Below are 17,132 nucleotides of genomic sequence, written 5' to 3'. Positions count from 1 at the left end.
ATGGCCTGTCTCTGAAAGAACGGCAGACGGAGAAGCTGCCGTTACACGGAGACCCATCGCATGGATGCCCTGGCCCTCACCCTCGGCTGGCTGGCCTTACTGGCCGCCGCGCTCTGGCTGGCTTCGCTATACGTGCTGGCGCGCACCTTCCCCCTTGATCCCTGCGCCGCCCCACGCCTGACGATGCGCCATCAGGCCGCACTGCTGGCGGTTGCGGCCTGGTGCCTGCTGCCGGCGCCGGTATCCCTCGGCGACACGGTACTGCGCCCCGAAGCAGCGGTGTTGGTCACGGTCGGTACGCTGGCCACCGCCTGGTTCGGTTACCGCGCTTTATGCGATGCCCTGCAGCGCCGCCCGCTGTTGCTGGCGTTCGTGCTCTACGGCCTGCTCGGCTACGCCGTGTGGGGCTACCACCAGCTGTTCGGCGCCAGCGGCGCCTACCTGCACAGCGGCGCGCTGCTGGTGACCCTAATGGCCAGCAACCTGCACGGCGCGAGCCGGGCAACCCAGCCCTGCGCCGCGCGCGCGACCCTGCGCAGGCGGCACAATCGCTACCTGACCCTGCCCCTGCTGTTCACCCTGCTCTGCGCCCACGCGCCGGACTTGATGGCCAATCCCTACGCCTGGCAGTTGCTGCTGCTGATCGGCGGCCTGCTGGTGCTGATCTGGTACGGACTGGAGCAGGCGCTGACGCCGAAATGGGCGCTGTCCAGCGCCCTCGGCGTGCTGGCGCTGTATGTCGCCATGCCGGACGGCCTGCAACGCGAAGCCCGCGCCAGACCGGCAGCACCGTCGTTCGCGGCGGCCTTCAAGCACGCCATCCCGACGCCCGAGCCACTGGACACCCACCGGGAATTCGCCCTGGTGCAACGCATCATCCAGGACCGCTGCCTGGAGTGTCATTCCCGCACACCCAGCAACCCGGTCTTCCAGGCCACTCCGCTGGTGCCGACCTTCGACACGCCAGAGCAGATCCTCACTTGGAAGCGCGCCATCCATGAACAGGCCGTGGCCAGCCAGAACATGCCGCTGGCCAACCTCACCCAGATGAGCCAGGCCGAGCGGGATCTGCTGGGGTTGTGGATCGAAAAAGGCGGGAGGATCGAGTAGGCGGACAACGCTCTGGCTGGCACGAAGCGGCCTGCGCCAGTCGCGTTTGTCCCGCGGTTACTGACCCGAGCGCCGCCTCTGCCTAGTAGAAATACCAGCGCAGTTGCAGCTGCACTTCCGTTTCCGGCGAGGACCATTGGCTGAATTCGCGTTGCGCACTCATTCGGATGCCGAGATTCTCACTCAACTCCAGTTGCTGGCTGAGGCTGAGGCGCCGGCGCACCTCACCGTTATGGAAATAGTCGCCCTGGGCCTCGAGCAGCAAATTGCCAGCTGCATTGCGCCAGAGCAGACCGGTATCGAAACCGGCTGCCGGACTGAGCGCGGCGGCGAAGTCACGATTGTGCTCAAGGCGTACGGTTCCCATGGCGAATCCGAGCAGTCCTTCGCCAAGGCTCCAGGAGAAACCGCCCCCTCCGTTGAAATAGCCTGCCAGGCGTTCTTTTCCATCTATCCCGAGCACCCGCTCAGCGCCGGTTGCAACTTGCCAGGACCAAGGCTTGAGCAGGCGGGTACGCGGCGTGAGCGAACGGATACTGATGAGATCAAATTGCTGAACCTGCCAGTGATTGCCTTCGTACTGGCGCACCCTCAACTCTCCCAGCTCGATCTGCGCCCCGAGCGGAAAACCGTCAAGGTTGTCGAGCAGGTCGTGATACGCCATGCGCAGGCCGTATTCGGCGAAGGCGCGATCACCGCGATTGCCGACACCCAACAGCAAGGCGCGCGACCGATGGCCGTCTTCGGGCAACAGCGGCCGCTGGACGTCCAGGCGCGGCGGCGGGTTGCGGTTGATCGCCTGTAACAGGCGATAACTGCGGTCAGCGGTGGCAGCATCACGCTCGGCGCCGCTCTTCTGGTAGCGCAGCAGGCGGTAGGCACCGTCCTGAATCAGCGCGCGGCGTTCGGCCGGCAGGGCCAGATATTCGCCATCCTGCAGCACGGTGTCATCTTCGGCCAGACGTTGTACCCAGCCCTGCTCGTGGCTATCCAACGGCGCGACACGCGCCAGCAGCTCATGCTCACGGGAAGGTCGGTAATCGATGCGCTCGATCAGCCCGGCGTCCTTCACCGCCCGCACGGTATCGGCAGGGATTGCGGTCAGGGGAAATTGATCGGTCAGCTCAAGCCCCGGCCGGGCGATTTCCAGCAGCTCGAGCAACCGGTAGGAGCAGTTTTCGTCGAAGAAGAAGTAATCGAACTGGATCTGCCGCAGCTCCCACACATGCTCCAGCATGCGCCCGGTTTCCTCCGCGGTAAGACTCAGGCGGTACTCCCACAGGTCGCGGTTCTCCAGGCGGCTGTATTCACTGATTTTCTCGCGGTAAGGCATCAGCGAGAACAATCCGGGATACCCGCCCATCAGCCCCTTCCAGGCATACAGGATGCTGTTGTCCATGCCCTCGATTAGGCGCCGAAGTTGATTGCAGAACTCAGCAGTGGGCTGCCCTCGCGGTCGATATCCACGGGGTCGATGCGCAGCAAGGTATGGCCGAACATCGACGAAGGGCTGTTCAGGTAGGCCGCCGGGAACACCAGCACGGTGCTGTGCGGCGCGATGTCGTTGTACCAGGTGTCGAACTCCGCACAATTCACCTTCGGCAGATCGTTCAGTGACAGCTGGTCGCGCAGCCAGCGCGTGCGGGCCGGATAGAGACATTGCGGATGGCGGTCACCGAGCGCGGGGTCGCGGTACAAGGCCGGGATAGTCGCTCTCAGCTCGGCGAGCGGGTCCTTCTCCCCATGCTCGGCAAGGAAATATTCATCATCGTCGACATAGCTGCGCCAGCCGCCCAGCGTGCCGCGCTCGTAGTGCCCCAGGGACAACCAGAACGGTTCATTGGCCAGGATCTGCAAACGGTCGGGTGTGATGTGCGGGGCAGCCTGCGACAAGCTACAAGCGCCGCTCAGCAAAAGGGGAAGCAAGCGTCGAAGCATGAAAAGCCAATAGCGGGAGGAGCACATGAATATGCCCGCCGTGGCGGGCATACCGAAAAGAGTCGGGCGTCCCGTAGAACGCCCGCAGCCTTGTTAGGCCTTGTCGGCGTACTGAGCCAGACGTGCGTCTTTCTTCAGCACTGCCAGGGTAGCAGCATGGACCTGCTCGGCGGTGACGTCGGCCGAGCTGAAGATTTCGTTGAAATGGCTGTGGGTCACAGCGGAGAAGTGCGCACGGTCTTCCGGCTGCACGCCCAGCACGACTGCGAAGGTGGTCAGCGCTTCGCCTTCACCCTTGGCCATGTCTTCGGACAGCTCGTTCATGATGCTGCCCAGCACCAGCATCGACTTGCCACCGTAGGTCAGGGTGCCGTTGGTGGAGCAGCCGTTGGTGCCGGAGGTCATGCCGAAGGTGGCGTTGCCGGAAGTGCCGTTGGTGATGGAAGCCACCAGGTGCGACGGCAGGCCCTTCTGACCTTCGAACAGCATGTTGCCCCAACCGCAGTTCGGGCCACCCGGCGCTTCAGCGAATGCGTTCAGCGAGGCGGCAGCAATCAGAGTACCGAGCAGAATCCGTTTCATAGTTATTTCTCTTCTTCAAGACGATCATTAAGTGTCGGCTAACCCGACAGGGGTTACAGCTTTCGGCAATCACCCTAGAGCTGTCAAGGCACATAAGTGCTGATTGCAATTTGTACTCGGAAACCTCCTGCGGGGTCTGACGCGGATCAAATAACCGTCATGAGTACCGGGGCTAAAAGTGTGAACTGGATCACTTCGACGTGATATCAGGAACGAATCTGGTACGAACGCTTACGGTTTGACCATCAAACGCCGGTAGCTATCTGTTCTGCGTGCTGCCGGCAATGCCGATACTGAAGCACGGACCACCGTACGAGCAGCTCAACCGCCCGCCACCCTGCACACCCGCCCTGGAGCTGTGCATCGACCCTTGCCCAGGCGCTGAATCAATGGCACCGTTCTGGCCTCAGCCTTTGACAAGGAAGTTGCCGTGCAGCAGACGCGTATCGCCCTCCTGATCGATTGCGACAATGTCAGCCACAACGCCGTCGAGGGGGTTCTGGAAGAGCTGGCCAAATACGGCATGGTTAATGTCCGCCATGCCCACGGGGATTGGAAAAGCGAACATTTAACCGGCTGGGTCGAACGTCTTCACCCCTTTGCCATCCGACCCATGCAGCAATTCGTCTATACGAAAGGAAAGAACGCCACCGACGCAGCGATGATAATCGACGCAATGGATCTGCTGTACAGCAAGAACATCGATGCCTTTGCCCTCATGACCAGCGACAGCGACTTTACACCGTTAGCACATCGACTACGGGAAAGTGGCCTCCCTGTTTACGGATTTGGCGAGAAAAAAACACCCTCGCCCTTCGTTCAAGCCTGCACGTCGTTTATTTACGTAGAGAACCTGATGGGTTCCCCCGATGATGAAAAGGCTATTGCCGAACGCCCCAAGAAAAAGACCCGCAACGAACTCCGCGGTGACACCAGCCTGGTTCGCCTGCTCAGAACCGCGGCCGATCAGACCGCCGACGACGATGGCTGGTCGAACCTGAGCAACGTCGGCGATTACATACGAAACAACAGCTCTTTTTCGGCGGTGAACTATGGATATCAGAAGCTGGGCGATCTGATCCGGGTATCGGAGCTTTTTGAAATCGACATGCGGTTTGATGGAACAGCCATGTTCATCCGACCGATCCGCAAGCAGACAGCGCAGGCCGTTCCCGAACTCACCACGTGCTGAGCCAGGCGAAGCCGATAGCCCTTTCAATACCAGAACCCTACCCGTGGGCTGACACCGATGAGTTTTTCCAGCTACCTGGCTGCCATTGCCGACAGCGATCTGTTTGGCCTGCTGGCCGCTTACTGCCTTTTCATCGCCCTCCTCGGCCTTCTTGAAAGGTACCGAAGCACCCGAACGTATCGGGTAATGGCCTTTTTCGGACTAATGATCCTTCCGGTAGTGCATGGCCTTGGGACCTACTTTCTCAACCAGGCTCCTGCCTGAAGAGCGTGATAAGCCGCTCCAGACACACAGGCCGATCCGATCGAAGAGGCCAGCCTACTGCTTTTCCTGCTCCTTCCTGGCATGCCGTAGCTCGAAGCCACGCAGAATAACGTAGGCGATCAGCGCAAAGATGAAGAACACGAGCAGCATCCAAGCGATGCCCTGCAGGGTTTCGATGATGGTTCGGTACACCTCCAGCACCCAGCGCGCCGTGTTCAGTTCGATGATTTCCTCGTCCTTGGCGCGAGGCGTCACATATTGTTCCAGCGCCCAGATGCGCACCCCACCGGAAATACCCACCACATAAATGGCGAAGGTGATGTAGCGGTGCCACGCCGATCCCAGCTCTCCGGAAACCAGCCGGGCGAGGATATTGCCGATCGGCTTGTCGAAAATGCGTGCGACGAGGAAACAGACCGCGGCCGAAACGGCCAGGGTGACAATTAGTAGCCAGACAAACATGGGGACGACCCTCCGTTTCTGCGGGCAGTGAAGCCGACCGCGCCCCGCCGCGTCAAACAGGCCGGATTTCGCCGAGCCCAAGCACTGAGCCCAAGCACTTTCCGTGCAAAGCCTAGGCAACCGGCGCCCAGCGCCCCACCACCTCGGCCACCCAATCCATAAACACTCGCAACCTCGCACTCACATGCCGGTTCGGCGGGAAAGCCACATACAGCGGCATGGGCTCGACGTGCCACTCCTCGAACAACGGCACCAGTTCGCCCCGTTCGAGGTGCGGCGCGCCCATGTAGTCGGGCAGCCAGAGCACGCCCAACCCGGCGAGGCCGGCGGCCAGGTACGCATTGCCGTCGTCGACGGCCAGCATATGACGGCCGCGCACATATAGGCGCTGGTCGCCACATTGCAAGGCGTAGGGCTGGACCTTGCCGGTACGCGCCCAGAGAAAGCCGACGATGCGGTGGTGACTGTCCTCCAGTTCCTGCGGATGCCGGGGAACGCCGGCACGTTGCACGTAGCTCGGCGCCGCGTAAGCCTGCAGGCGCAGGCTGCCGATGCGGCGCGCCACCAGCGACTGGTCGGCCAGCTCGCCGCCACGGATCACGCAGTCCACATGCTCGCCAATCAGGTCCACCACCCGGTCGCTGACCCCCATGTCCAGCTGGATATCCGGGTAGCGCGCATGAAAATCCGCCAGGGCGGGAATCAGCACCAGGCGCGCCAGCGGGCTGGGCACCTCCACCCGCAGACGACCGCGCGGTTGAGCGGCGGCGCCGGTCAGGCTGGCTTCCGCATCTTCCAGATCGGCCAGCAGGCGCACCACACGCTCGTAGTAGGCGGCGCCGTCGGGCGTCAGGCCGACCCGGCGCGTGGTGCGGTTGAGCAGCTTCACTCGTAGGCGGGTTTCCAGCTGCTGCACCAGTTGGGTGACGCTGCTTTTGCTCAGGTGCAAGTGCTCGGCCGCCTTGGTGAAGCTGCCCACCTCCACCACACAGGCGAACGCCCGCATCGCCTCGAACCGATCCATGCGCGCTCCGATTGTTTGGAAATGCAAAACAGTGAGGGCGGATTTTGCGCGTTTATCGCCTCATCTGGCGACTCTAAAGTGGGCGGGTCATTTTTTCGGGTCAACGACCCTTTCAGGAGGCCTTATGGCACAGCGTGATGTGGTGTTTCCCAGCGGGCGGCAGGCGTTGTACGAGCGCAACCGCTATTCCCCGGCCATTCGTTCCAACGGCTTCCTGTTCGTATCCGGGCAGGTCGGCAGTCGCGAAGACGGCTCCCCCGAGCCGGACCTGGAGGCCCAGGCACGGCTGGCCTTCGACAACCTGAACGCGGCGCTGGCAGCGGCCGGCTGCACCTTTGCGGATGTGGTGGACGTGACCCTGTTCGTGGTCGACCCCGAATCCCGCCTCGACACGCTCATGAAGGTGCTGCCGGATTACTGGGGCGAAGCGCCCTACCCGACCCTGACCGGCGTCGGGGTAACCTGGCTGTCGGGCTTCGCCTTCGAGATCAAGGTGGTGGCCAGGTTGCCGGAGCCGAATCAACGCTAACCCCCGGACCGGCGACGCCCCCGCCGGAACCCGACCTCGCGCCGCGCACTCAGAAGGTCATGCCCGGACTCCGACCGAGGCTAGGAGGCAAGACCATGGCCATCCCCTACCGGCGGCTCGACAAGCAACGCGCCGCCGTGCTGCTGGTCGATCACCAGACCGGCCTGCTTTCCCTGGTGCGCGACATCGAGCCGGACCTGTTCGTCAACAACGTGCTGGCACTGGCCGATCTGGCCCGCTACTTCGAGTTGCCGACCCTGCTGACCACCAGCTTCGAGAACGGCCCCAACGGGCCGCTGCTGACCGAGCTGAAGGAACGTTTTGTCGATGCCCCCTATATCGCCCGGCCCGGGCAGATCAATGCCTGGGACAACGAGGAATTCGTCGCAGCGGTGAAGGCCACCGGCCGGCAGCAACTGATCATCGCCGGTGTGGTCACCGAAGTCTGCGTGGCCTTCCCGGCCCTGTCGGCCATCGAGGAGGGTTTCGAGGTGTTCGTGGTCACCGATGCCTCCGGCACCTTCAACGCCCTGACCCGGGACTCGGCCTGGGCGCGCATGAGTGCCGCGGGTGTGCAGCTGATGAGCTGGTTCGGCGTCGCCTGCGAGCTGCACCGCGACTGGCGCAACGACGTCGAGGGCCTGGGCAGCCTGTTCGCCAGGCATATTCCAGACTATCGCAACCTGATGGTCAGCTACGCGCAACACGCGAAATAGCGGGCCTGCGGAGGCGCGCATGACGCCTGTCGAACCCTTCTTCCGCACCGCCGGCGACGGCTGCGGAGTGCTTTGCTTCCACGCCAATGCCAGCAGCTCGAACCAGTGGCGCGGTCTCATGGAGCGGCTGTCCGGTGATTACCGGGTGTTCGCACCGGACAGCTACGGCGCCGGCAAGACGCCGCACTGGGGTGGCGGCCGGCTGCTGACCCTGGCCGACGAGGTCGACCTGATCGAACCGCTGCTGCTGCGCGCCCGGCCGCCGCTGGTGCTGGTGGGCCACTCCTATGGCGGCGCCATTGCCCTGCTCGCCGCGCTGCGTCATTCCCAGAAGGTGCGCGCCCTGGCGCTGTACGAGCCGACCCTGTTCTCCCTGCTCGACGCCGAGTCGCCGCCACCCAATGCCGCCGATGGCATCCGCAGCACCGTCACCACCGCCATTTGCGCGCTGGAGGCCAACGACCCGAGCGCTGCCGCCGAGTGCTTCATCGATTACTGGATGGAACCCGGCGCGTGGCAACAGATCCCGAAGGAGCGCAGGCCGGCCATCCTGGCCAGCATCGTCAATATCCCGCACTGGGCCCATGCGCTGACCCGGGACCCCACCCCGCTGGATGCCTTCCGCCGCCTGGACATGCCGGTGCTGTACATGACCGGCGAGCGCTCGCCCGCCTCGTCACTGGCCGTGGCCCGTCTGCTGGCCGGCGCCCTGCCCGACGTGCGCCGGGTCGACTTCGCCGGACTCGGGCATATGGGGCCGGTCACCGATCCGGAGCCGGTGAACGACGAGATCGAACGGTTTCTGGCGAGCCTCCCGCGCCATTAACGACGGCACTAGACGCCCCGCTCGTTGCTCCAGATCAGCACGTGCAGTTGCGGCAGCACCCGGGGCCGGTACCAGCGGTCGGCGGCGATGCGCTCGACCAGCCAGCGCAGCTGCGCGTTGAGGGCCTGGGTGTCGGCCTCGCGCTCCGGCTGCTCCGTCGTGGCCGGTGTCGGGTTGCAGGGCTGCAGGAACAGCGGCAACTGCGGGTAATTGGCAGCCAGGGTCCGGGCCCACTGGTAGTCCGCCTCGTCGACGATCACCAGCTTGAGACTGACCTGGGTCTCGGCCCCGGCGGCGGCCAGGCAGGCGTCGAAGCGGTCCTGGCGAAACGGCATGCCCGAGGACGGCGGCTTGGGGCTGAGGGTCAGATAGTCGAGTGCGTCGAACCAGGGCTGCGCCTTGCTGCCCTGGGTTTCCATGGCGAAGCGGTGGCCCTGCAGCTGGCCGAGTAGCAACAGGGGTTCGAGCGGCTGCAGCGCCGGGTTGCCGCCGGACAGCGTGACCAGAATCGGCTCGCCGCCGCTCAGCCGGTTGATCTCGGCCAGGATCGCCTCGGCGTCCATGGGCTGCCAATCGGCGCGAAACACCGGATCCACCGCATAGCGGGTGTCGCACCAGCTGCAGCGAAAGTCGCAGCCGCCGGTGCGCACGAACACCGTGGGCATGCCGATCAGCGCGCCCTCGCCCTGGATGGTGGGACCGAAGATCTCACTGATGGCGATCATGGCCGGTACTCCGCCCAGGTCTTGGGCGTTTCCGACACCGACACGGCGCTCACCTCGGGCCAGCGGGCGCGGGCCCAGTCGTACAGGTGGCGAGCCAGGCGTTCGGCGGTGGTGCGTTCGTCACCCAAGACCTCGTTGAGGTGGCGGTGGTCGAGGGTATCGTCGATGTAGTCCTTGAATGGCTTCAGTTCCAGGTAGTCGCGCACGAAACCGTACGGGTTCAACTGCTCGCCCCTGAGCTCGAGCACCACCACGTAGTTGTGGCCGTGCAGGCGCGCGCAGGGATGGCCCGCGGGCATCTGCTTGAGCTGGTGCGAGGCGGAGAAGTGGAACTCTTTTTTTATCGTGTACATGCGTTGACCCTCGCCACCGCGTCGCGCCAGTACTGCGCGTCCTGATAGGGGCTCGGGTCGGGGGTGCCGGCCAGCGCCATGGCTTCGATGCGCTCCACGCAGGTGCCGCAGCGCCCGCAATGGATCTCGCCGCCTTCGTAGCAGGACCAGGTGTCGGCCACCGGCACCGCGAAGCGCGCCGCGTCGCGGGCGATTTCGGTCTTGTCGGTGTGCACGTAGGGCGCCAGCAGCGCCACCTCGGCCACGCCGTCCAGTGCTCGGGCCTGCATCTCACCGAACAGGCGGATGAAGTCGGGGCGGCAGTCGGGGTAGATGAAGTGGTCGCCGCCGTGCACGGCGAGGGCCACGGTGTCCAGCCCGCGCGAGGCGGCCACGCCGAAGGCGATGGTGAGCATGATGGCGTTGCGGTTGGGCACCACCGTCACCTTCATGGTCTCTTCGCTGTAGTGGCCGTGGGGCACGGCGATGTCGTCGGTGAGGGCGGAGCCGGAGAGCTGGCGGCCGATCGGGCCGATGTCCATCACCAGATGAGGCACGGCGAGGCGCTGGGCGGCGAGGCGGGCGGCGTCGATTTCTTTACGGTGGCGCTGACCGTAGTCGAAGGTCAGCAAGGCGCCGAGGGCGTGCTCCGCCGCCAGCCGGTAGGCCAGGGTCACGGAGTCGAATCCGCCGGAGCAGATCAACAGAGCGTTCATGATGTGTCCTTGTTTTGTCCGGGTAGGCTGCGACCGGTAACGCGGCGGCCATTGTAACGACCTGCTTCGGCTTGTCCATGCTGGCGTGGATTGCCGGCTGACACGCATACGATTAAGCTACGCACCGTATACATTCCATATACGGATCACCTCATGGGAATCGTCAAAATCTCCGACGGCATGCACGAGAACCTGCGCACCGCCAGCGTTGCCCTCAGCCGTTCGATCAATGCCCAGGCCGAGCACTGGATGCGCCTGGGCATGCTCGCCGAGCTGTATCCGGACCTGGACTACCGCGAATTGTCCCGCTTGCTGATTCGCGCCGAGCAGGAGGGCGGACTGGATATCGGACGCCTGTGCGCGCTGCCGGCAGAGCCACCGCTGCCGCGCGCGGCGGGAGATAACGCATGAGCCGCCGCATTCCCCTGCACTCGCCACAGGAAATCGCCTGCGCCCGCGAGGCTGGCAGGCTGGCCGCCGAGGTGCTGGCGATGATCGCGCCCCACGTGCAGGCCGGCGTCAGGACCGACGAGCTGGACGCGCTGTGCCACGAGCACATCGTCAACGTGCAGCGCTGTATTCCCGCCAACCTGGGCTACCACGGCTACCCGAAGACCATCCTCACCTCGGTCAATCAGGTGGTCTGCCACGGCATTCCGTCCGCCCAGGTGCTGCGCGACGGCGACATCGTCAATATCGACGTGGCGGTGATCCGCGATGGCTGGTACGGCGACACCAGCCGCATGTTCTTCGTCGGCGAGCCCGACGCGGCGGCGCGCCAACTGGTGGAAGCCACCCACGAAGCCCTGTGGGCCGGCATTCGCGCGGTGCGGCCGGGCGCCACGCTGGGCGATGTCGGCCACGCCATCCAGCGCGTGGCCGAGCGTGGCGGCTACGGCCTGGTGCGCGAGTACTGCGGCCATGGCATCGGCCGGGTCTACCACGATGACCCGCAGGTGCTGCACTTCGGCACCCCCGGCAGCGGCGTGCGCCTGCAGCCGGGCATGATCTTCACCATCGAGCCGATGCTGAACGCCGGCAGACGCCAGGTGCGCAGCCTCGCCGATGGCTGGACAGTGGTCACCCGCGACAACTCCCTCTCCGCGCAATGGGAGCACATGGTCGCGGTCACCGAAGACGGCTACGAGGTGCTCACCCAGTGGCCGGACGCCGGCGACACCTGCCCGGCCCTGGCCAGGCATGTGACAGTCGAGGCCTGAGGCGCCCGGCGCTCAGACCGCCACGGTTTGCCGCTGCACGATGGCCGGCACCCGCAGGAAGTCCAGTACCGCGTCGCGGGTCTCCAGGCAGGCGCGCTTGTGTTCGACATCGATGAAATGCCCGGCCCTGGCCACGCAGTGGAAGTCGCAATGACGCGCATGCTGGGCGAACAGGCGTGCGTCCTGGGCGGTGGTGTACTCGTCCCACTCGCCGTTGAGAAACAGCAACGGAATGTCGATGGCATCGGCCTGGCTGACGCAGGAGCGCCCTTCGTGGTGCAGCACGGTGTCGACGTGGAACTTCATCTGCGCGTACTCGTAGATCTCCAGCGAGCGGATGTGCCGATGGTTGTAGCGCTGGTACAGCGACGGCAGGTGCTTGCCGATGGTGCCGTTGACCAGCGCGGCGATGCCGTCGCGGTCGCCGGCGCCGAGCACCTGGGAGCCGCGCTCCAGGTAGTCGAGCATGGCGCCGTTGACCACTGGCGAGAACGAGTAGATGACCGCCTTGCGCAGATGCCGGGGGTGACGCGCCAGCGCCTTGAGGCTGGCGATGCCGCCCCAGGAGAACGACAGCAGGCAATCGGCGCGGAAATGCTCGATCAGCCCAACGATGATGTCGGCCTCGTCCTCGCGGCTGAGCAGCCGCTGATGGTTGTTGTGGCGCCGCGAGTGGCCGGCATACGGCAGGTCGAACAGCACGACATTGAAGTGCGGTTGCAGGTAGCGGAGGGTCTGGGCAAAGGATGCCAGGGTGGACAGCGAGCCATTGACCAGCAGGATGGTCCCTGCAGGCGTCCGGCTGCGATGCAGCTCCGTGTAGATCCGGTGAGTTCCTTGAATATCCAGCACAGCGATTTCCGCTTTCATCTGGCGTGCCTCCCTAATGGCAACTGACGAGTTCCTGTTTCATCCGGCATGCCTTACCCCTCGCGCGCGGGTTCCCGGTTGCGCACGATTCGGCAGGCATAAGTAAAAAAGGCCCCCGGCGACCGAAGACGAACTGGCCGGCAGGCTGATGGATGGGGGCATGTGTGGCGGGTCATCCCGCGCGTGGCGTGTCGCGCCTCGACCCGAGGCGGGCACCGCTCTGTCTTGTTAGCGCCCCCAGTGAAGCAGTGGTGTGTGACGGCAACAAGTCAGGCCCGAGGAAATCGCATCCATCCGCCCAACGGTCGTCGGGCCGCGGAAAAGGGCCGATTTTCAGAACCTTGCAGACGCCACCGGTCACGTGGTGTTCGTGATGGGCGTATGCGGTGCCTCGGCCGACCCAGGTGTGGGTTATGCCGGCTTACGAGGGAGGTATGGGCGGTGTGGGAGGCGGCAGCTGTTTCTACAGCCTCAACGCAGCGCGAAAAGGCACGCGACATGGGCTGCGGAGCGGCAAGCCGTGTCGCGTGCCGGGTTCAGCAATGCGTCTGCATTGTCCGTAAACAGCCGAATGCGTATTCCAATGCTACTCATCCGTAAGAATTTCGTTCGTAACATTGTCAACTACAACAGGACTATCAAAGTACGTAACTAGCGGTGCTGCGCCGTACTTCTCCTGTACGAAATTCCTCCAGCCTTCGGTGTATACCGCCTCTGCGTCAGCACGAGAGCGCCAGAGATAGACTCCGCCAGCAGTACGCCCATCTTCCGACAAGATATAGGTTTTACGGAAAAGTCCCGATACGCCCTGATACTTTGGAGCCGTGCTGAGGAAAACGCTTCGCGCTTCCTCTCGAGTAATCGGCTTTGGCAACTGAAACGTCGTGATTGCGGTAATCATGCGAACCCCCTTCCGTTATAAATTTCGTCAAATACGCAGAACGCCGAATAACGCGAAGCGTTGCAAGGGAAGTGAAGCCTAAACGAGAAAGCATGCAACAGCAGGCGGCGTCAAACTGTGCATTCCGCATCAGTGCTTTATATTCTTCCACGCAAATACCGAGGCCAAAATAACGATACCGATGGCAGCACCAAAATATAGCGTAGCGATCGTAGCGCCAATCTGTACCGCCTGCTCAAGGAACAGGACCACCAAAATCAGAACAGTCACCTGGCTTATCGTTATCTTTAAATCATGAAAGCTATTAATATCCAGAGGGTTCTTGGCTTCTTTTTCATCAATAGACGTTGGACGGATAAACAGACGGTAGAGGCTCACCGCCATAATCTGAAAGGTGATCGCGATCAGCAGAAGATCCAACAGCTTCAGGAGGCGAACCGCAAGGATTTTGCCGCCGTCAGCAGAGGCAGGCACATCACGAACAAAATCCAGCGCGGTATTGAAAATTATATTAACCGAGGCACCGTACAAGAGCAAAGACGACACCGCACAGATAAGAACCGCCACCAACACGGTAAACCGACTTCCCCTGAAAACTTTCTCAATCATAACTCCTCCGGGCCGCGTCAAAACTTAAATTGTAGACTCAGATCTTCCTCTTAACCGATTTCACCGGACCGTCTATCACCCCGTTAAAATCATGCCATTTACTGCATTAGTCGAACACGGGAGCTACAGACTTGCTGCGGACTTATCAGCAACCACAAAGTGCAGAGTCCTTATTTCCAACTTGCTTCTCCTTAAGCACACAACTATCAAGCTAACGAGTGAAATCATTGACAACTGAGCGCATTGTTATGTCTTCTCTACAACCTCAACCTTAATGTTCTCATGCTTCGTATAGGTCCAGAGAATTCCAGAGAAAGTGAGAAACACCCCTGCAATTAGCAGTAATGATGCAAGCCCCTTGTTCTGAGTGATGAAATTCGCCAACGAGGCCAATGCTAAAAACAGTCCGCACCTGAAGAGAAAGCCACCAACTCTGAATCGACGATGCAAGGAGTGGTGCCATTGGATATTAGCCTTACACCCTTCGCACACAGCCACCGATAGACCACCCCAGAAACTATTCATTCGGCGTTGAACCTTTTGCGAAACTCTTGTTTCGCATTTTGGGCATCTTAGGTCTAGCTGCTGGTTAAGATCCATTTTTCCACCTTATACCCAGCCCCAAAAGGGCGAAAACAGCCGACTTTTATGCATCTTGCTCCGGAAGTAGCTGCGGATTCCAGACAACCTCCCACAAATGGCCATCAAGATCCTTAAAATAACCAGCGTAACCACCCCAGAAAGTATCATTTGCTGGTTTTGCAATGCTGGCACCGGCACTTTCAGCCTGTGCCATTACTTCATCAACCTCGGATTTAGACATCACGTTATGGCCAATGGAAAACTCTGTCGAGCTCGGACTCTTCAGTTGTAGTCCAGAATCATGAGCAAGGCTCTGCCTCGGCCAAAGAGCTAGCTTTAGGCCGGCACTTAGATCGAAAAATGCCACAGCCCCATACTCGAACTCTTTTCCAACAATTCCCTCGGTCGGAAGCCCAAGACCATCCCGGTAAAACCGGACAGCTTTCTCAAGGTCAGCTACGCCAAGTGTGATAACGGAAATTCGAGGCTTCAATGTTTCTGTCTCCTAGATGCATAGCGCTGAACCTAAGCGGCGGCCGCGCAGGTGAAGCTTTAGCAGGCGTCCTTCTATGAATTGTTAGACCCCTAGGCCTTGATGGTAAGCATTAGATGTACTGGGTACATGGCATACACCATAAGGATGGTGATGAAAAAAGCCGCGAATGAGGCCGCTCCAAGATAAGACCGTATGCCTGTTGCAAATATGGATGCCACAAGAAAGGCACAATAACGATTGGTGCCGCGAGCCAGCCTGCGCCAATAGAAAAGGCTAGCTCGGACCAAGCGGGCACACTTCCATACATAGAGGTGAAGACACTCTTGAGTTGCTCGGCGGCTGTTGTGTGAGACCAATACCAGGCAATTAGCGCCTGCAGGCCTGCGAACAGTGCCAAAAGGATTGCGGCGAATGCTTTCATGCGGGCCTCCTTGGCCTAACGTTCAGGTTATGAGGCGGCGACGCCCCATTGTGCAAGCGAACGTGAACCACCTATTAGAAATTTCAGTCAACCACAAAAAGCTTGGCACCCACCTTTGTGGATGAGCGGTGCGGTTCTGCTCCGTCAGCCACTTGGTAACTCATTCCGGGAGCCAAGGTAAACCTGCGCCCATCAGGGAGTTCTGTATCGAGTTCGCCTTCCAAGCATAAAAGGATATGACCTTTTGAGCACCAATGATCTGCCAGATAACCTGGCGTGTACTCAACCATGCGAACACGGATAACTCCAAACTGGCAAGTTCTCCAGTAAGCGGCACCCGTCTCGCCATGATGCTCCGTCGCTTCAATTTTCGACCAGTCGGTGGTCCCGAATGGTATTCCTCTAATTTCCATGGCGAGGCCCATAACGTTTTAACGATTAAGCTAAGGGGCGGCCAAAAGCGCAGTTTTTGGACGTCCAGCGAACGAAGTTAGCGATAGTTGAGCGCATTGTTAGGCGCGCACAACAACTGGTAGCTCTTGGACGGACTCAACTGAGACCGAACTGCATTTTATTTTGCCACCGAAACCCCAAATTGATTCAATTAGGACTATTATTTCTCCATTCTCGATAGGCGTGAACTTGATTGAATTTATGACGTTCTGGTGATTGAACTCTGATATGGATATGTCGCTGATGCCACCAAAAGTAAAATTTACCAAGATGCTTTTGGTGATTGCGAACTCATAGTCGGCGGTTCCTGCACCAACCTCAGTGTACTGCCTGACACGCACGACCAAATTTGCAATTGGAGAGTTTGCGTCTAGTGGCAGCGCACGCGATGCGGAAAAGGATATGACCTCTGCGTCATGGAAGCCTGGCCAGAACCCTAGGGTTTCAACAACTTTCTCCGATCCGTGGATTAGCTTTGTAGTTTTCATGCGAGCCTAACGATTAAACTAACGGGCGTCCAAAAGCGTAGCTTTTGGACGCCCAGCGAACGAAGTGAGCGGCAGTTGAGTGCATTGTTATGTGCCTATTCCTCGTATTCAATGAAGTCCCAAGGAATCTCTTTTTTGAATATTTGAATAGATTCTTCCATTAACTCAAGCGAAATTGAATCTTTGAATACAGTTACTGTGCGAGTTCTGTCTCTATCATCCCTGAAAATTTCAACGACTAATTCGTCATCTCTGTAAATTTCAATGCCGATCCCGTCTCTAGGATTTACATCGCTTGCGACTACAACTCTGTCTTTGGGGAGCGACATAGGCCTTCCATTGGTACATAATCGGGATAGGGAGACGCCTCACGGCGCCTCTCCTCCCACACCACCGTGCATACGGGTCACGTACACGGCGGTTCGATGAATATATTCCTGCCGCGCCGCAATGGCCGGCAGCCCCAAGTTCGTGAAGTACCGCACTGGTAATGCCAGCCTCAGTGCCGGGGTGTTGCTCAACCGCCAAGGGCCGTGCGCCGACTTGCTGGTATTCCATGCTCGTCTATTACCCCACTTGCACCCTGTCCCGGATCACCTAGCTGTCGACACCGCCGTTCCACGCACGCCATACCGACCAATCCGACACATGCCATTCCCGCAGCCTCTCCCACTAC

General features: G+C 60.9%; 21 protein-coding genes and 1 pseudogene. 7 read left to right on the top strand and 15 right to left on the bottom strand.

Features of this window, described 5'->3' with window-relative positions:
• The first annotated feature begins 60 nt into the window (after positions 1 to 60).
• Entirely contained in the window at positions 61 to 1,110 is a 1,050-nt protein-coding gene (locus SF06_RS12165; RefSeq protein WP_051587438.1) for a urate hydroxylase PuuD, read from the top strand.
• Between the two features lie 82 nt (positions 1,111 to 1,192).
• Here the strand turns inward: SF06_RS12165 and SF06_RS12160 are convergent.
• A pseudogene (locus SF06_RS12160) lies at positions 1,193 to 3,048 on the bottom strand (Lnb N-terminal periplasmic domain-containing protein).
• Positions 3,049 to 3,141: 93 nt separating this feature from the next.
• Positions 3,142 to 3,630, bottom strand: coding sequence for a DUF3015 domain-containing protein (locus SF06_RS12155; RefSeq protein ID WP_027590475.1), 489 nt, complete (start codon positions 3,628 to 3,630; stop codon positions 3,142 to 3,144).
• Positions 3,631 to 4,060: 430 nt separating this feature from the next.
• Between SF06_RS12155 and SF06_RS12150 the strand changes: the two genes are divergently transcribed.
• Positions 4,061 to 4,822: an NYN domain-containing protein gene (locus tag SF06_RS12150; RefSeq protein ID WP_039561700.1), complete on the top strand. Its 762-nt coding sequence runs from the start codon at positions 4,061 to 4,063 to the stop codon at positions 4,820 to 4,822.
• Positions 4,823 to 5,140: 318 nt separating this feature from the next.
• Here SF06_RS12150 and SF06_RS12140 read toward each other — a convergent pair whose 3' ends face one another.
• Together SF06_RS12140 and SF06_RS12135 are read right to left on the bottom strand one after the other, a co-directional pair.
• A complete protein-coding gene (locus tag SF06_RS12140) occupies positions 5,141 to 5,548 on the bottom strand; it encodes a hypothetical protein (RefSeq protein ID WP_039561696.1) in 408 nt (135 codons plus the stop codon).
• Positions 5,549 to 5,660: 112 nt separating this feature from the next.
• Positions 5,661 to 6,572 carry a LysR family transcriptional regulator gene (locus tag SF06_RS12135; RefSeq protein WP_039561694.1) on the bottom strand — a complete coding sequence of 304 codons (912 nt, stop codon included), beginning with the start codon at positions 6,570 to 6,572 and terminating at the stop codon, positions 5,661 to 5,663.
• Between the two features lie 124 nt (positions 6,573 to 6,696).
• On the opposite strand from SF06_RS12135, the gene SF06_RS12130 reads away from it, so the two are divergent.
• The 3 genes from SF06_RS12130 (at position 6,697) to SF06_RS12120 (ending at position 8,643) form a co-directional block, all read left to right on the top strand.
• Complete coding sequence (locus SF06_RS12130; protein WP_039561690.1) at positions 6,697 to 7,101, top strand: RidA family protein; 405 nt, start codon at positions 6,697 to 6,699, stop codon at positions 7,099 to 7,101.
• Positions 7,102 to 7,196: 95 nt separating this feature from the next.
• Positions 7,197 to 7,817: an isochorismate family cysteine hydrolase YcaC gene (ycaC, locus tag SF06_RS12125; RefSeq protein WP_039561688.1), complete on the top strand. Its 621-nt coding sequence runs from the start codon at positions 7,197 to 7,199 to the stop codon at positions 7,815 to 7,817.
• A gap of 19 nt (positions 7,818 to 7,836) precedes the next feature.
• Entirely contained in the window at positions 7,837 to 8,643 is an 807-nt protein-coding gene (locus tag SF06_RS12120; RefSeq protein ID WP_039561686.1) for an alpha/beta fold hydrolase, read from the top strand.
• An 8-nt stretch (positions 8,644 to 8,651) separates the two neighbouring features.
• On the opposite strand, the gene queE is transcribed toward SF06_RS12120, so the two are convergent.
• From queE to queC, 3 genes are read right to left on the bottom strand one after another with little or no spacing between them, the layout of a single operon-like run.
• Positions 8,652 to 9,368: a 7-carboxy-7-deazaguanine synthase QueE gene (gene queE / locus SF06_RS12115; protein ID WP_039561684.1), complete on the bottom strand. Its 717-nt coding sequence runs from the start codon at positions 9,366 to 9,368 to the stop codon at positions 8,652 to 8,654.
• Positions 9,365 to 9,721 carry a 6-carboxytetrahydropterin synthase QueD gene (gene queD / locus SF06_RS12110; RefSeq protein WP_039561683.1) on the bottom strand — a complete coding sequence of 119 codons (357 nt, stop codon included), beginning with the start codon at positions 9,719 to 9,721 and terminating at the stop codon, positions 9,365 to 9,367. The genes queE and queD overlap by 4 nt, the downstream gene beginning before the upstream one ends.
• Positions 9,709 to 10,416, bottom strand: coding sequence for a 7-cyano-7-deazaguanine synthase QueC (queC, locus tag SF06_RS12105; protein WP_039561681.1), 708 nt, complete (start codon positions 10,414 to 10,416; stop codon positions 9,709 to 9,711). Before queC ends, queD begins: the two co-directional genes overlap by 13 nt.
• Before the next feature lie 153 nt (positions 10,417 to 10,569).
• Between queC and SF06_RS12100 the strand changes: the two genes are divergently transcribed.
• Together SF06_RS12100 and map are read left to right on the top strand one after the other, a co-directional pair.
• On the top strand, positions 10,570 to 10,827 hold the full coding sequence (locus tag SF06_RS12100) for a ParD-like family protein (protein ID WP_052199809.1): 258 nt from the start codon (positions 10,570 to 10,572) through the stop codon (positions 10,825 to 10,827).
• Entirely contained in the window at positions 10,824 to 11,636 is an 813-nt protein-coding gene (gene map, locus SF06_RS12095; RefSeq protein ID WP_039561678.1) for a type I methionyl aminopeptidase, read from the top strand. Before SF06_RS12100 ends, map begins: the two co-directional genes overlap by 4 nt.
• Before the next feature lie 12 nt (positions 11,637 to 11,648).
• Here map and SF06_RS12090 read toward each other — a convergent pair whose 3' ends face one another.
• The 8 genes from SF06_RS12090 to SF06_RS18070 all read right to left on the bottom strand — a co-directional run bounded on the left by SF06_RS12090 (position 11,649) and on the right by SF06_RS18070 (position 16,785).
• Positions 11,649 to 12,506: an alpha/beta fold hydrolase gene (locus tag SF06_RS12090; RefSeq protein ID WP_039561676.1), complete on the bottom strand. Its 858-nt coding sequence runs from the start codon at positions 12,504 to 12,506 to the stop codon at positions 11,649 to 11,651.
• A gap of 586 nt (positions 12,507 to 13,092) precedes the next feature.
• Positions 13,093 to 13,407 (bottom strand): YdhR family protein, encoded by a 315-nt coding sequence (locus SF06_RS18090; protein WP_076380831.1) that lies wholly within the window; start codon positions 13,405 to 13,407, stop codon positions 13,093 to 13,095.
• A 129-nt stretch (positions 13,408 to 13,536) separates the two neighbouring features.
• Positions 13,537 to 14,016: a YqhA family protein gene (locus SF06_RS12085; RefSeq protein ID WP_039561674.1), complete on the bottom strand. Its 480-nt coding sequence runs from the start codon at positions 14,014 to 14,016 to the stop codon at positions 13,537 to 13,539.
• Between the two features lie 646 nt (positions 14,017 to 14,662).
• Positions 14,663 to 15,091, bottom strand: a complete 429-nt coding sequence (locus SF06_RS18085; RefSeq protein WP_076380833.1) for a VOC family protein — start codon at positions 15,089 to 15,091, stop codon at positions 14,663 to 14,665.
• Between the two features lie 112 nt (positions 15,092 to 15,203).
• Positions 15,204 to 15,515 carry a hypothetical protein gene (locus SF06_RS18355; protein WP_139326697.1) on the bottom strand — a complete coding sequence of 104 codons (312 nt, stop codon included), beginning with the start codon at positions 15,513 to 15,515 and terminating at the stop codon, positions 15,204 to 15,206.
• Between the two features lie 83 nt (positions 15,516 to 15,598).
• The gene (locus SF06_RS18080; protein WP_074467482.1) at positions 15,599 to 15,928 is read right to left on the bottom strand and encodes a DHCW motif cupin fold protein; all 330 of its coding nucleotides are present in this window, start codon (positions 15,926 to 15,928) and stop codon (positions 15,599 to 15,601) included.
• Between the two features lie 99 nt (positions 15,929 to 16,027).
• Positions 16,028 to 16,456 (bottom strand): Imm50 family immunity protein, encoded by a 429-nt coding sequence (locus SF06_RS18075; RefSeq protein ID WP_076380835.1) that lies wholly within the window; start codon positions 16,454 to 16,456, stop codon positions 16,028 to 16,030.
• 95 nt (positions 16,457 to 16,551) lie between these two features.
• Complete coding sequence (locus SF06_RS18070; protein ID WP_081993434.1) at positions 16,552 to 16,785, bottom strand: hypothetical protein; 234 nt, start codon at positions 16,783 to 16,785, stop codon at positions 16,552 to 16,554.
• Positions 16,786 to 17,132: the final 347 nt, after the last annotated feature.

This window comes from Pseudomonas flexibilis, assembly GCF_000802425.1.
Taxonomy (GTDB): Bacteria; Pseudomonadota; Gammaproteobacteria; order Pseudomonadales; family Pseudomonadaceae; genus Serpens; species Serpens flexibilis.
The sequence above is the reverse complement of the archived record's forward strand: the minus strand, read 5'-3'. Positions and strand labels throughout refer to the sequence as shown.